The sequence below is a fragment of the Arthrobacter sp. B0316-5-4 genome, assembly GCF_059090325.1.
In genome coordinates this window covers 126,236-139,747 of sequence record NZ_JBNHFN010000004.1, presented here as the reverse complement: position 1 = coordinate 139,747, position 13,512 = coordinate 126,236, and the positions used below count along the sequence as shown (strand labels likewise).

Annotated in this window: 12 protein-coding genes and 1 pseudogene; 5 read left to right on the top strand and 8 right to left on the bottom strand. The window is 63.1% G+C overall.

The window, feature by feature from the left end; translation table 11 throughout:
• The first annotated feature begins 42 nt into the window (after nt 1-42).
• Both AC5RU9_RS12705 and AC5RU9_RS12700 read left to right on the top strand, forming a co-directional pair.
• Nucleotides 43-423 (top strand): DUF485 domain-containing protein, encoded by a 381-nt coding sequence (locus AC5RU9_RS12705; RefSeq protein ID WP_211711737.1) that lies wholly within the window; start codon nt 43-45, stop codon nt 421-423.
• Nucleotides 420-2,039 carry a monocarboxylic acid transporter gene (locus AC5RU9_RS12700; protein WP_494016723.1) on the top strand — a complete coding sequence of 540 codons (1,620 nt, stop codon included), beginning with the start codon at nt 420-422 and terminating at the stop codon, nt 2,037-2,039. Before AC5RU9_RS12705 ends, AC5RU9_RS12700 begins: the two co-directional genes overlap by 4 nt.
• Before the next feature lie 65 nt (nt 2,040-2,104).
• Here AC5RU9_RS12700 and AC5RU9_RS12695 read toward each other — a convergent pair whose 3' ends face one another.
• The 5 genes from AC5RU9_RS12695 to AC5RU9_RS12675 form a co-directional block, all read right to left on the bottom strand.
• Nucleotides 2,105-3,124, bottom strand: coding sequence for a PHP domain-containing protein (locus AC5RU9_RS12695; protein WP_494016722.1), 1,020 nt, complete (start codon nt 3,122-3,124; stop codon nt 2,105-2,107).
• A 73-nt stretch (nt 3,125-3,197) separates the two neighbouring features.
• On the bottom strand, nt 3,198-3,827 hold the full coding sequence (locus tag AC5RU9_RS12690; RefSeq protein ID WP_249184161.1) for a hypothetical protein: 630 nt from the start codon (nt 3,825-3,827) through the stop codon (nt 3,198-3,200).
• A gap of 20 nt (nt 3,828-3,847) precedes the next feature.
• Complete coding sequence (locus tag AC5RU9_RS12685) at nt 3,848-4,255, bottom strand: DUF4383 domain-containing protein (protein ID WP_211711740.1); 408 nt, start codon at nt 4,253-4,255, stop codon at nt 3,848-3,850.
• 129 nt (nt 4,256-4,384) lie between these two features.
• Nucleotides 4,385-5,110 carry a hypothetical protein gene (locus tag AC5RU9_RS12680; RefSeq protein WP_494016721.1) on the bottom strand — a complete coding sequence of 242 codons (726 nt, stop codon included), beginning with the start codon at nt 5,108-5,110 and terminating at the stop codon, nt 4,385-4,387.
• 121 nt (nt 5,111-5,231) lie between these two features.
• On the bottom strand, nt 5,232-5,702 hold the full coding sequence (locus tag AC5RU9_RS12675) for an Lrp/AsnC family transcriptional regulator (protein ID WP_211711742.1): 471 nt from the start codon (nt 5,700-5,702) through the stop codon (nt 5,232-5,234).
• 195 nt (nt 5,703-5,897) lie between these two features.
• Here AC5RU9_RS12675 and pdhA point away from each other — a divergent pair, with 195 nt between their 5' ends.
• The 3 genes from pdhA to AC5RU9_RS12660 are packed head-to-tail and all read left to right on the top strand — an operon-like array spanning nt 5,898 to nt 9,477.
• Nucleotides 5,898-7,067 carry a pyruvate dehydrogenase (acetyl-transferring) E1 component subunit alpha gene (pdhA, locus tag AC5RU9_RS12670; RefSeq protein WP_494016720.1) on the top strand — a complete coding sequence of 390 codons (1,170 nt, stop codon included), beginning with the start codon at nt 5,898-5,900 and terminating at the stop codon, nt 7,065-7,067.
• Nucleotides 7,067-8,077 (top strand): alpha-ketoacid dehydrogenase subunit beta, encoded by a 1,011-nt coding sequence (locus AC5RU9_RS12665; RefSeq protein ID WP_211711744.1) that lies wholly within the window; start codon nt 7,067-7,069, stop codon nt 8,075-8,077. Before pdhA ends, AC5RU9_RS12665 begins: the two co-directional genes overlap by 1 nt.
• The gene (locus AC5RU9_RS12660) at nt 8,074-9,477 is read left to right on the top strand and encodes a dihydrolipoamide acetyltransferase family protein (protein ID WP_494016719.1); all 1,404 of its coding nucleotides are present in this window, start codon (nt 8,074-8,076) and stop codon (nt 9,475-9,477) included. Before AC5RU9_RS12665 ends, AC5RU9_RS12660 begins: the two co-directional genes overlap by 4 nt.
• A 97-nt stretch (nt 9,478-9,574) precedes the next feature.
• Here AC5RU9_RS12660 and AC5RU9_RS12655 read toward each other — a convergent pair whose 3' ends face one another.
• From AC5RU9_RS12655 to AC5RU9_RS12645, 3 genes and pseudogenes are all read right to left on the bottom strand, one after another.
• The gene (locus AC5RU9_RS12655; protein WP_494016718.1) at nt 9,575-10,447 is read right to left on the bottom strand and encodes an NAD-dependent epimerase/dehydratase family protein; all 873 of its coding nucleotides are present in this window, start codon (nt 10,445-10,447) and stop codon (nt 9,575-9,577) included.
• A 456-nt stretch (nt 10,448-10,903) separates the two neighbouring features.
• Nucleotides 10,904-12,537: pseudogene (locus AC5RU9_RS12650) on the bottom strand (HNH endonuclease signature motif containing protein).
• A 243-nt stretch (nt 12,538-12,780) separates the two neighbouring features.
• Nucleotides 12,781-13,365, bottom strand: a complete 585-nt coding sequence (locus tag AC5RU9_RS12645) for an SACE_7040 family transcriptional regulator (RefSeq protein ID WP_494017128.1) — start codon at nt 13,363-13,365, stop codon at nt 12,781-12,783.
• Nucleotides 13,366-13,512 lie beyond the last annotated feature (147 nt).

The window sequence follows — 13,512 nt, the reverse complement described above, 5'->3', positions numbered from 1 at the left end:
AGGGCGGAGCTGATGTGGGCACATAACAACCAGGAGGAACCAATGGGTAATGAGGCCCACCCCCACGACGCTGCGGCGTCCGTGGACTTCCAGGAAGTCCAACAAACGGAACGGTTCAAGACACTGCGCAAGCGGCACCGCAGCTTTGTCTTCCCCATGGCCGTCATATTCCTGCTTTGGTATTTCGCGTATGTCCTGTTGGCCGCCTACGCCGTCGACTTCATGTCCACCAAGGTCTGGGGCAACATCAACATCGGCCTGATCCTTGGGCTGCTCCAGTTCGTCACCACGTTCGGCATCACGGCCTGGTACGTGAGCTACTCCAACCGGAAGCTGGACCCCATCGCGGCCGAGATCCGCAACGGGATCGAAGGCCACCAATTCGATAAGGACGGCAACATGATCCAAGGGGAGGCCAAATGAACGCCACCATGGTCCCGGCAGTCGAGGTCGCTGCCCTCAAGGACACCACCCTGTTGAACATGGGCATCTTTGCCTTGTTCGTCGCGGTCACCATGGTCATCGTTTTTCGGGCCAGCCGGAACAACAAGACAGCCGCCGACTACTACGCCGCAGGCCGCTCTTTCACGGGCTCCCAGAACGGAACTGCCATCGCAGGCGACTACCTGTCGGCGGCGTCGTTCCTCGGCATTACCGGTGCAATCGCCATCAACGGGTACGACGGCTTCCTGTACTCCATCGGCTTCCTGGTCGCCTGGCTGGTGGCCCTGCTGCTCGTCGCCGAACTGCTCCGCAACACCGGCAAGTTCACCATGGCCGACGTCCTCTCCTTCCGGTTGCGCCAGCGGCCTGTCCGCATCGCCGCTGCACTGTCCACGCTCGCAGTCTGCTTCTTCTACCTCCTGGCCCAGATGGCCGGCGCAGGCAGCCTCATCTCGCTCCTGCTGGGAATCAGCGGCTGGGGCGGGCAAGCGCTGGTGATCATCGTCGTCGGCGCGTTGATGATCATGTATGTGCTCATCGGCGGCATGAAGGGCACCACCTGGGTACAGATCATCAAGGCGATCCTGCTCATCGCCGGCGCCGCAGTCATGACGGCCATGGTGCTTGCGATCTACGGATTCAACCTCTCCAGCCTGCTGGGATCGGCCGCAGAGGCTGCCAAAAACCCGGCCGTCCTCAACCCGGGCCTGCAGTACGGCAAAACCGAAACATCCAAGCTCGACTTCATGTCATTGGGCCTGGCATTGGTCCTCGGAACAGCAGCCCTGCCGCACGTCCTGATGCGCTTCTACACGGTTCCCACCGCCAAAGAAGCCCGCAAGTCCGTGGTGTGGGCCATCTGGCTGATCGGCCTGTTCTACCTCTTCACCCTGGTGCTGGGCTACGGTGCAGCCGCCCTGGTAGGTGCAGAAACCATCAAGTCGGCACCCGGTGGCGTCAACTCCGCTGCACCGCTGCTGGCCTTCCACCTCGGCGGCCCGCTGCTTCTTGGCTTCATCTCAGCGGTCGCTTTCGCCACGATCCTCGCCGTCGTCGCCGGCTTGACCATCACCGCAGCCGCGTCCTTCGCCCACGACATCTACGCGAACGTCATTTCGAAGGGCAAAGCCGACGCTACTGCCGAGGTGAAGGTTGCCCGGCGCACTGTTGTGGTGATCGGCGTCCTCGCCATCCTCGGTGGCATCTTCGCCAACGGCCAGAACGTGGCCTTCCTGGTGGCGCTGGCCTTCGCGGTCGCGGCCTCCGCCAACCTGCCCACCATTGTCTACTCGCTGTTCTGGAAGAAGTTCACCACCCAGGGCGCCGTATGGAGCATGTATGGCGGGCTCGCCGCGGCGATCCTGCTCATCGCGTTCTCGCCCGTAGTCTCGGGTGCCAAGACATCGATGATCCAGGGCGCTAACTTCGCGATCTTCCCGCTCAGCAACCCGGGCATTGTTTCCATCCCGTTGGCCTTCTTCCTGGGCTGGCTCGGAACGGTCTTGGACAAGCGGCGCGAAGACCCGGCCAAGCAGGCAGAGATGGAGGTGCGCTCGCTAACCGGAATCGGAGCTGAGAAGGCAGTGGACCACTAGGCCCACTTCGTCGGAAAACATCAAGGGCCCCTCCTGTCGTAACAGGAGGGGCCCTTGTGCACGGGTCACTTCTTGAGGCTGAGCCACTCAGTCAGTTGTTCCAGTGGCCAGGTGGTGACGATGCGTTCCTTCGGTACTCCGAGCGCTTCGGCGCGCGCAGCCCCGTATTGCAGGAAGTCGAGCTGGCCGGGTGCGTGTGCGTCGCTGTCGATGCTGAACAGGCATCCCGCGTCGAGGGCCATTTTGATGAGGTTGTCCGGCGGGTCCTGGCGTTCAGGGCGGGAATTGATTTCCACTGCCACTCCCCACTCCGCGCACTCGCTGAAGACCTTGGCCGCATCGAACTCGGACTCGGGCCGGGTGCCCCGGGACCCCTGGACGAGCCGTCCCGTGCAGTGGCCCAGGACGTTGGTGTGCGGGTCGCTGATGCCGCCGAGCATTCTCGCGGTCATGGTCTTCTTATCCGAGCGAAGCTTCGAATGGACGCTGGCCACCACCACGTCCAGCCGGTCCAGCATGTGCGGTGCCTGGTCCAGGGTTCCGTCTTCCAGGATGTCCACCTCGATGCCCTTGAGCAATTGGAACCCGTCGTGGGAGGCATTGATGTCCTCCACTATGCGCAACTGATCCTCGAGACGTTCGATGCTCAGGCCGTTGGCTATGGTGAGGTTGGGGGAGTGGTCCGTGAGGGCCAGGTATTCGCGGCCAAGGGTGCGTGCTGCGGCCACCATCGCTTCGATGGGGGATCCGCCGTCGGACCAGTTGCTGTGACTGTGAAGATCGCCACGCAACGCTGCCCGGAGTGTGTCGCCGCCTTGGGCCAGTGGTTCGGTGCCACGCTCCCGAAGATCTGCCAGATACTCGGGGACTTTGTCTTCCAGCGACTGGGTTATGACCTCCGCGCTGCGGCTGCCTACGCCTTTAAGGCTGGTGATCCGGCCGGCGGCCACCAGCTTTGCGAGATCGTCGGGCGGTAACTGCCGAACGGCGTCGGCCGCTTTGCGGAAGGCCTGGACCTTGAAGGTGGGTGCTTGGCTGCGTTCGAGCCAAAAGGAAATTTCGTCGAGCGCCTCGATGGGATCCATGGCTCCATGATCCACGAACCAAGCGCACCATCAACAGTGGGCAGTGTCGATGGTGCGCCGGTCCGGTCACCGCCTAGTGGTGGTGACCCTGCTCCAGGGCGGGATTGGAGCCCTGGCTATGCTCACCGTGAGGCACGGCGTGCTGTCCCGCCATCGACGCCGCCAGTCCCGGAGTAGCAACTGTTGCAACAACGACGGCGGCTCCGAACGCGGCTGCCAGAAGCCGCCCGGTCCTTGGCTGGCCGTGGGCGCCGCCGTCGTTGGTCTTGTGTTGCCGCCTCAGCCAGCCCGCTCCGGCGAGTGCCATGAGGGTCAGGCCGAGGGCGGCAAAGTGGCTCACGTCCAACGAGCGTTGGATGCTGATTCCGCTCGCCACGACCGCGACGTGCGCAAGGGCGGCTGCGGCCAAGGCCGGAAGCGCATAGCGGGTGAACACCAGGGAGTTGCGGTGCAGGCCCCACAGCGACCAAGCCAGGAAGGCCAAGCCGGCCGCGAGGGTCGCGGCACCGGAGACCATAAGTCCCGGTGCCGCGGATCCGGCTCCGGTGAGGTACCCGGCGGCCAGGGAGAGTTCGACCATTCCCGCTGCCATGGCGGCGAAATACACGAACAACAGGGTTGCCGCGCTTAGCGTGGGGTGGTTTTTGCTCTCCATGGTCATGGGTCCTCTCGCTCCGGAGTCGGTGATCAGCTGCTCGGTCATCAGCTCGTGAGTGTTGGTGCCTAGGCGCGGGCGGAGGCTACGGCGGCCTTGTCCTGGGAGAGGGCTACGCCGAGCAGAACCACGGCGCTGGCGAGGTGCAGCACGTTATCTGCGCCGTTGAGGGCGATGATGTTCAGCGAGCTGCCGACCAGGAAGAGGCCAACGATACCCACCAGCAAGTAGACGCCACCAACCGTGGTGTTGACCGACTTGGAGAGGGTGACACCGTTCATGCCTGCGTAGAGCAACGCGGCGCCGATGGCCAGGTGGATGATGTTGTGAAGCGGGTTCACAGCGAAGATGATCAGGTTGGCGCCCTCGGTGGCGAAGAAGCCGATTCCCGAGGTGACAAAGAATCCGAGTACGCCTACCAAGAGGTAAACGGCTCCGAAGATGGTGGCGATCAAGCGATTGGGCGAAGTACGCATTGGTCCGAACCTTCCGATGATGGCCGGGAAACCCCGGCCGTCCTGCTGATCCCCAAGTGGGGATCTCAAGCAGTGATTCGGACCATGTGCCTGTTCGGATGGGTGGCGGTTGGAAAAAACTTCAAGCAGCTATGGGCGCAGCCGGATACTGCTCATTTTGAGGTCGTTGCTGCCCTCGAAAACGTACTGGAGGTCGATGGTCTTGCCATCGCATTGCAGCTTGCCTGCGAGGTCTGCCGTGTTGTTGCCGTTGGTGGATTTCACGTTCACGGAGTTGTAGTTCGGCTTGCAGGAGCTGTCCAGCCGCAGGCTTGCTATGCCGTCAATGAAAGATTGCTTGTCCAACTCGTCCTTCAGCGGTTGGCTGAGGTAGTTGTCGTAGGCCTGCTCCGTTTGGCCGGACACCACGAGGCTGGTGAACTCGTCCGCCAGGGACCGTGCCTTGGACGTAGCGTTGCCCACGAGGTTCACGAAAATCAGGATGCCAACAACTGCCAGGACGATGACGCCGGCAACGATGCCAAGGACGATCCACAAGACGTTCCGGCTCTTTTTTGGCGGCAGCTGGCCGTAGGGACCCCCGGGGTATTGACCGGGATATTGACCAGGGGAGTACTGGCCCTGCGGATAGGGGTTCTGGCCTTGCGGGTACGGGTTCTGGCCGTACTGTTCGCCGGGTGCCGCGTACGGTGGGGTGTTGCCTTGCGGCTGGGCGGACGACGGCGGCTGGGCGGACGACGGCGGCTGTTGCCACTGCGGCGAAGCACCGGTCTGTGGTGGGTAGCCCGGGCTCGGGGGAACCGGCGGCTGTGCCTGTCCGGGCTGGTTTAGGTTCGGTTCTTGCGGGTTGCTCACGGTAGTGCCCCTTTCGGCAGCCTCTTCAACGCCACCACCTGACCGGGGACCTCTGGACGGCCCCCGGTTCGTCCACTTGAATCAAAGCGCATCCGGCAGTTTGTGTACAGCTAACCCGCTTTCACGACTCGGAGCGACGCCCCAGCAATGGTTGGACGCGGTAGGGGATCATCTCCCGCATTGCCAGCGCTGTATCCGTCCGGTCCACACCGTCACAACCCAGGATTTTGCCGTTGATGCGGTAGAGGTCTTCGGCATCCAAGGCAACGACCCGGAGCAGGAGGTCAGCTGATCCCGTCAAGCCGAATCCTTCAAGGATTTCCGGGATGTCGGCCAGGTCCTGGGCAAGGGACGCGAGCTTCTGCTGTTGCACATGGACGGTGATGAACGCCGTCAGTGGATAGCCGAGCGCGACCGGATTGATGCGCCTCTCGAAGGAGAGGAACGCATGCTTCTTTTCAAGCTGGGCCATGCGGGCCTGAACCGTATTGCGGGACAACCCCAATTTTTGTGCGAGGGCCACGACGGTCCCGCGGGGATCCTTCGCCATGGCAGAAAGGAGCCGGGTGTCAGTGCCATCCAAAGGTTGCATAATGCGCAAGATTAGCACGGCACCGGATCCCAAAATAGGGCACATTGCTCAACTTTGGCGAGGGTAGTTGTACCCCATGTAACTTGTGAGTAGGGTCACAATTAACTCCGGCGAAGGTGCCGGAGGGCCGGTCTGCGGCAGGACCACAAGTCCAGCCAGCGCCGACAAAAACGAGCCGGAAGGTTGCGATCACCTGTGTTGACGGATCAGGCGGGCAAGGGAGTGCACCACGACACTCCGGGCCCGGGACAAAGTGCACAAAATCCCCTGAGGACTGGCGGCGATCTGCTCCAGCTGGTTTCTCCGGAAGGCGAGCGGATCAGCCATCCCGAGTTCGATGTCTGGGTCAAGGACGTCGGTGATGAGCAATTGTGCTCCTTGTATGAGGACATGACGGTCATCCGCCGCATAGATGCCGAGGCAACGGCGCTCCAGCGACAAGGAGAGCTGGCACTGTGGCCCCCTCTGCTTGGACAGGAAGCATCCCAGATAGGGTCGAGCCGATCGTTGCGCGACGACGACTTCGTCTTCCCTAGCTACCGCGAAAGCGGAGTAGCCTACGTGCGTGGAGCCCACCTCTCCGAAATCGCCAGGGTATGGCGCGGCAACGCCTCCTACGGGTGGGACCCCCAGCGCATCAACCTGGCGACACCCCAGATCATCATCGGTTCCCAGAGCCTGCACGCCACTGGTTACGCCATGGGTGTACAGCTGGACGGCGCAAACACGGCGGTCCTTGCCTACTTCGGCGATGGTGCAACCAGTGAAGGCGACGTCAACGAAGCCATGGTCTTTGCGGCCAGCTACCAAGCACCCGTGGTGTTCTTCTGCCAAAACAACCACTGGGCCATTTCAGAGCCGGTCCGGATCCAGTCGCACGTCCAGTTGGCTGACAGGCCCACGGGTTTCGGAATCCCGAGCATGCGGGTTGACGGCAACGATGTGCTCGCCGTCATGGCTGCAACGCGCGTCGCTTTGGACCGGGCACGTTCCGGCGGCGGCCCCGCCTTCATCGAGGCCGTTACGTACCGTATGGGCCCGCACACCACAGCCGATGACCCCACCCGCTATCGCGACCCCATCGAGCTGGAGGACTGGGCCGCCAAGGACCCCATCCTCAGGTTGCGAAAGCTCCTGGAAGCCAAGGGACTGCTGACCGACGACGTGGAAGCCCGCGTCAAGGCGAAGGCCGACGCTGTGGCTGCGGAACTTCGCTCCAGCTGCATCGGGATGGCCGATCCGCAGCCGCTGGACGTCTTCAACCACGTCTACAGCACGCCCAATCCCTGGATAGAACGCCAGAAGGACCACTACTCGCGGTACCTGAACAGCTTTAACGAACCCGTCGAGGAAGGTGCACTCTGATGTCCAAGCTCACTTTTGCCCGTGCCATCAACGCCGGCCTCCGGAAGTCCCTCGAAAACGATCCCAAGGTGATCCTCATGGGCGAGGACATTGGTTCCCTTGGCGGTGTCTTCCGCGTCACGGACGGACTGCAGAAAGACTTCGGAAAGCACCGGGTCATCGATTCGCCACTGGCCGAATCGGGCATTATCGGCACCGCGGTGGGCCTGGCCTACCGCGGTTACCGGCCGGTTTGCGAGATCCAATTCGACGGCTTCATCTACCCCGCCTTCGACCAGATCGTCAGCCAGGTAGCAAAGATGCACTACCGCACCCAGGGGCGGGTGAAGATGCCCATCACCATCCGCGTTCCCTTCGGCGGCGGCATCGGTTCTCCGGAGCACCACTCCGAATCGCCCGAAGCATACTTCACCCACACCTCCGGTTTGCGGGTAGTGGCGGTCTCCAATCCGCAGGATGCCTACACGATGATCCAGCAGGCCATCGCCTCTGACGACCCCGTCCTCTATTTCGAGCCCAAGCGCCGCTACCACGACAAAGGTGACGTGGACGAGACCATCGATCTCTCCACTGCGCTTCCCCTGGACAAGGCTGCCGTGGTCAGCTCCGGATCGGACGTGACCTTGGTGGCCTACGGTCCTCTGGTCAAGACGGCCAAGGACGCCGCCATGGCCGCCGCCGACGACGGTCTTTCCGTGGAAGTCATCGACCTCCGTTCCCTGGCCCCCGTGGACTATCCCGTGGTGGAGGCATCAGTCCGCAAGACGGGCCGCCTGGTCATTACGCATGAAGCCGGCCAATCCGGTGGTCTCGGCGCAGAGATCGCTGCAAGTATCACCGAGCGCTGCTTCCACTACCTGGAGTCGGCCCCGGTTCGGATCACCGGTTTCGACGTTCCATACCCGTACTCAAAGCTCGAAATGCACCACCTGCCCGACCTTGACAGGATCCTCGACGGTGTAGACCGGGCCCTGGGCCGCCCCAACTCCCTGAGTGGACTGGAAGGATGACCGCCACCATGATCAAGGAATTCAGGCTACCGGACCTTGGCGAAGGCCTGACCGAATCGGAAATCCTGAGCTGGAAGGTGGCCGTGGGGGACACCGTCACGCTGAACCAGGTCATCGCCGAGGTGGAAACAGCCAAGGCTGTGGTGGAGTTGCCCTCGCCCTTCGCCGGAACCGTGGCCGCCCTTCATGAGCAGCCCGGCACTGTGGTGGAAGTCGGCAAGCCGATCGTGTCCTTCGAGGTGGACGACGTCGGGTCCTCCACCGGTGGCGCCGTCACCGGCGGCAGTGGCGCGGCCGCCGTCGGACGTGGTGAAGCTGCCGGAAGTGGTGCCCCGACGGAAACTGCCGGCACGGAGGTGAGCCCGGCGAAACGCGAGCCCAACCTGGTGGGGTATGGGGCCGTCGTCGAACATACGGGCCGTCCCACCCGTCGCGCCCGCGGCGTAATTCGTGAAGCCGTGTCCAAACCTGCAGTTCCCCAGCAGCCGCGAGCGGTGCCCGTCGCCGCGCCGGAAGTTGGGGCGGTCATCGCTGAGCGGCCCCGCTCCACTCCGCCTGTCCGCAAGCTGGCCCGCGACCTGGGTGTGGACCTTGAGTCGGTTCCCGGGACCGGGCCCGGGGGACTCATTACCAGGGAGGATGTCCAGAACTTCCTGGGTGCACCGGAACCGACTGTCGGCGCTCCAGCAGCGCAGGGGGAAAGGGAAACCCGGACGCCAATCAAGGGGGTTCGGAAGTTCACTGCCGCTGCGATGGTTCAAAGCGCCTTCACCGCACCCCATGTGACCGAATTCCTCACGGTTGATGTCACAGCGACCATGGACCTTCTGGCCCGGCTCAAGGGCAACAAGGCATTCGAGGGCTACAAGCTGACGCCGCTGACCATCGCATCCAAGGCCGTGCTCGTAGCGCTCCGGAACAATCCCACGTTGAACTCGCGGTGGGATGAGGCCAGTCAGGAGATTGTGCAGTTCAACTACGTGAACCTGGGCATCGCCGCCGCAACGCCACGCGGCCTGACCGTCCCGAACATCAAGGATGCGGACCGGTTGACACTGCGTGAGCTGTCAACCGCGCTGACTGAACTGACGGACACCGCACGTGCAGGCAAGACGTCTCCGTCGGATCTTTCAGGAGGGACCATTTCCATCACCAACATTGGAGTGTTCGGGATCGATGCCGGAACGCCCATTCTGAATCCGGGGGAGGCCGCCATTGTCGCCCTCGGGGCTGTGCGGAAGGCTCCGTGGGTTGTGAACGACGAACTTGCGATCCGCCAGGTCATGTCGCTTAGCCTGTCCTTCGACCACCGACTGGTGGACGGCGAACAGGGCTCGCGGTTCCTCGCAGATCTTGGTGCCATCCTGTCCGACCCGGCCATGGTCATGACCATGATCTGAAGCCCCTGAAGCTGCGCCGGCCCATCCCTTTACGAGTGCTTGCAGGAAACTGCAGCCAAGGGGTGGGCCGTCGCGCGTCGGGCCTCTTTAGGACGCTTCAGTCTTCGGTGGGTGTGGTCCGGTTCGAGTGCACGTCACGCCAACTGTGCTCGGGTTCGAATCCCAAGAGTTTGCGGGCCTTGTCGATGGAGAGCATCGTTTCGTGCTCGCCAAGATCCTTCAAAACCTCGACGCCGGGGAAGACTTCCGCGGCCAGCTCGGCGCTGCTCCGACCCATCACGGTATCGGCGGCGGCGATTATGAAGGTCTCAAAGCCCGGTTGCGCATGTTCCAGGGCCCGGACCACCGCGAGGGCGCCATCCCGGGCATCGATGTAGCCCCAGAGGTTCCATTTACGCAAGGATGCATCGGAGTCGAAAGACGGGAACGCCTCGTAGTCTTCCGGGTCCATGACGTTGGAAAAGCGCAGCGCCGTAATGCTCAAGTCCGGGTCCCAGCGGGTGAGTTGGATGGCCATTTGCTCCTCGAGGTGCTTGACCAACGAGTACGTGCTTTCGGGGCGCGCCGCATACTCTTCATCGACTGGAATGTAGGGTGGGTCGACGTCAAAGGGCAGGCCAAGCACCGTCTCGCTTGAGGCGTAGACGACCTTCTTGATCCCGGCTCTACGAGCGGCTTGGAAGACGTTGTACGTCGAGACCATGTTGTTCTCGAATATAGCGGCGTCCGGTGCCAAACCCGGTGCCGGGATAGCAGCCAAGTGGACGATTGCGTCCAAGCCGCTGTGTTGATCGTCCAAGCCCATGATGACGTCAACGACCTGCCCATAATTGCGGAGGTCTACATTGACATAGCCGCGGCCACGAGCGCCAACTCTGTCCATGTTAAGGACTTGGTGACCATCCTGCGTCAGCCGCCGGACCACGCTCCTGCCCAGCTTTCCGCTTCCGCCCGTGACGGCAATCTTCATAGTGAGCTCCTGGTCGATGTCAGTAGGTGGATGGGACTGCTCCCAGCGTATGTGGCGGGTGGTTGGCTGCCCAGCCCCGGGGCTGGCCCTGTGGAACCTAGGTCTCCCGTTCCCACCCAGGCGCCGGGGCCTGCATGGACACCAGGTCCCCCCAGACGCAGGTCCTGCAAGGTCAAACGGCTTGGCTAGGTCACCCGGCTTGGCATGGGCGCCCGGCGTGGCAAGGTCATTCAGCCCAAGGTCACCCGGTTCGGCAATGTCATCCAGCCTGAGGCCATCGTCTGGTTCGGAGAACCGTCCGGGCGCGTTCAATTCGGCCCTCAACGGCTTAAACCAGTCCCCGGGATGAGACTTTGGCTCCGGGATGAAACCTTCACTCCGGGACCAAGGCAGCGCTGTTTGATTGTCCACCTGCTCGGGCCGTTGTCCTTGTCCCTGCCGCTTGGGGAGGTGTTTTTATGTTCTGAGGGGTGTGTGGTGGTGGTTGCGGCGGGGTGTTTGTGTGGGGTCGATGTGGGGTGGGGGGATGAACCAGGGGGTGCCGTTGGTGTTGGTGATGGTCCATTGTTCTTTGTGGATGAGGTGGTGGTGGTGGGAGCAGAGGAGGGTTCCGTTTTCTGTTCCTGTGGTTCCGCCGTGGGACCAGTAGGTGATGTGGTGGGTTTCGCACCAGGGTGCGGGCATGGTGCAGTCGGGGAAGGCGCAGCCGCCGTCGCGGGCGGTGATGGCTTTGCGGATGTGGGGTGGGAAGATCCGGGTGGTGCGGCCGATGTCCAGGACGCGGGAGTCGGTGCCGAGCAGGACGGGGATGATGTCGGCGTCGCAGGCGATTTTGCGGATGGTGTTGGGGTGGAGGGGGCCGGTGAACGTCGCTATCCCGGTGCCGGTGCCGAGCGATGGTGTGCTGGTGCTGGTGTTGAGCGGAGGCAGGGCAGGGGGCCGGTCCCACGGGGTTGGGTGTGCGGGGCTGGTTGGTCGTTTCCGGTGGGTTGGGTGAGTTGGTCGAGGAGGTCTTGGTGGCTGATGGTGACGGTGAGTTGGGGTCGGAGGCCGCCGTTGGTGGGGAGTTTGCCGGTGGTCATTGCGAGGTTGCAGGCGCCGACGAGGCCGTCGAGGAGTTTTTGTGCCCGGGAGCGTCGGTCCAGGTCCGGGTTGGTGGGTTGGGTGGTGTGTCGGGGGTTGGTGGCGGTGTTCATGACGGTGGTGAGGGTTTCGTATTGTTCGGTGGTGGCGAAGATTTCGAGGTGGTGCAGTCCGTAGCGGCGTCTGCGGCGGAGGAAGGTGCCTTGGAGTTGGTGGAGGGCTTCTTCGGAGGGTTCGGTTCCGTCTTGGTCGATCCTGTCGGTCCAGCGTTGGGCCGTTTTGGTGAGGAAGTCGGGGTCGCTTTCGGTTGCGGTTCTGGTCAGGGCGTGTTCCATGCGGGTGATGGTTTCGGTGTCGGTGAGGTGCCGGACTTTATCCAGGGCGGTGCTGATGATCGTGGCTGAGCGGGAGGGTATTTGGGCTGATCCGATCGCGTCGGCGAGGGCTTCCCGTCGCGCGGGGAGGGGCTATCCGGCTATTCCGGGCTGGGGGAGGACCTCGGCGGCGAGGGCGAGTCTGCGGCGGGCTTCGCTGATACTGATCCGCAATCGGGCGCGGAGGAACTGTGCCGTGTTCCGGTAGCCGTCATCGAGCAGGGCCGCGTCCCCGGCCCGGGCAACCTGGGCAGCAGCACTGGCCTGGCTGGTGGCAGCCCGGTCCGGTGTGTTTCCCGGGGCGGCGGTCCATCCGGTGCGCCAGTCGTGGTCGGCGGAGGACGGGGCACCTCGAGCTTCATTCCTGGTCCGCTCCACAGCCTGTGCCGCGACCACCTGCAAATACTCCAACGACCGCGAAAGCTCATCGACCCGCCCAGCAAAATCCGCCGCCTCCACCAATCCCAGCAGCCCGGACTCTGCCATCGCGGAGGCGCGCAGCTCTTCCAAAGCCGTGGCGCTGTCCTCCAACGCTTCTGAAAGGCAGCCAAGCGGAGCGATGGTGTCTGGCCTATCCGATGTCCCTTTGCTAGCGGAGGCTGTGGCTCTTCCGGCCGGACCTTCGAGCCGCATCGTTGCAGGGCCTTCATCGGGGGCAACAAGCAGCGTACCGGCGCCCGACGAACCCGGCCGCCGCTCCAATACCTGCCCATCGCTTTCCATACGAAAACCCTGTCACGCCGGGCTCCCACAGATCAGCCCCTGATTCGCGTATGTGGAAAACCCCCATCGCTGCCGGCGTATCCCACGCCGTGCCCAGCAGCGCGCGGGAGACACAGCCCCAAACGGCAAGTCCAGGTTGGTGCGGCCACCTACCTACGCGGTCAGCGCTGCAAATGCCATCTGTTCGAGGATGGGCCGGGCTGATTTCGCGGCGATCTTCCTCCCGTGGTGGCGCACCGAATGTGGGGTGGAGTTGATCAAGCCGAAGGCCGCATGGGCCCGCACCCGTAGGCCGGGAACATCTTCATCCGTATGAATGCGGGCGAGGACTCCAACCCAGGTTTCGACGTAGGAGCGCTGCAACTGCCGTACTTCGGCCTGGTCGGCATCGCCGAGGCTGCTGAAATCCCGGTCCTGGACACGGATGACGTCAGGGTTGCTCAGGGCAAAGTCCACTTGGAACCGGATCAATCCCTGCAGGGCTTCCGTGGGAGTTCCAGCGTCCGAGACCACCCGCAGTCCGCCGTCGAGGAGGTCCCGGCTAACGCTGAGGAGCAGTTCGCCAAGCACGGCCTGTTTGCCGGGAAAATGGCGGTACACCGCGGGTCCGCTGACACCTGCTGCCGCGCCGAGGTCCTCAAGGGATACCCTGCTGAAGCCGTTTTCCGCGAAGAGCCCTGCGGCGGCGGACAGCAAAGCCAACCTGCGAAGCTCCTTTGCGTGGCTGCGTTGCGTCATGGCAGTACGGCTACCGTCGGTGCTTGTTTCCGGGCCTACGGTCACGTTCTCCTCCTTGGCGCCCACGCCGGCAGGGCGGGCGTTGCTGTGCTGGACATCACAGTTAATAAAGACTAACCTAAATTTCAGTTACGTGGCACTAACCGA

Bases quoted from the DNA above. Each gene is read 5' to 3' on its own strand.
- AC5RU9_RS12705 (WP_211711737.1), top strand. From the start codon at position 43: ATGGGTAATGAGGCCCACCCCCACGACGCTGCGGCGTCCGTGGACTTC.
- AC5RU9_RS12700 (WP_494016723.1), top strand. From the start codon at position 420: ATGAACGCCACCATGGTCCCGGCAGTCGAGGTCGCTGCCCTCAAGGAC.
- AC5RU9_RS12695 (WP_494016722.1), bottom strand. From the start codon at position 3,124: ATGGATCCCATCGAGGCGCTCGACGAAATTTCCTTTTGGCTCGAACGC.
- AC5RU9_RS12690 (WP_249184161.1), bottom strand. From the start codon at position 3,827: ATGACCGAGCAGCTGATCACCGACTCCGGAGCGAGAGGACCCATGACC.
- AC5RU9_RS12685 (WP_211711740.1), bottom strand. From the start codon at position 4,255: ATGCGTACTTCGCCCAATCGCTTGATCGCCACCATCTTCGGAGCCGTT.
- AC5RU9_RS12675 (WP_211711742.1), bottom strand. From the start codon at position 5,702: ATGCAACCTTTGGATGGCACTGACACCCGGCTCCTTTCTGCCATGGCG.
- AC5RU9_RS12665 (WP_211711744.1), top strand. From the start codon at position 7,067: ATGTCCAAGCTCACTTTTGCCCGTGCCATCAACGCCGGCCTCCGGAAG.
- AC5RU9_RS12660 (WP_494016719.1), top strand. From the start codon at position 8,074: ATGACCGCCACCATGATCAAGGAATTCAGGCTACCGGACCTTGGCGAA.
- AC5RU9_RS12655 (WP_494016718.1), bottom strand. From the start codon at position 10,447: ATGAAGATTGCCGTCACGGGCGGAAGCGGAAAGCTGGGCAGGAGCGTG.
- AC5RU9_RS12645 (WP_494017128.1), bottom strand. From the start codon at position 13,365: ATGACGCAACGCAGCCACGCAAAGGAGCTTCGCAGGTTGGCTTTGCTG.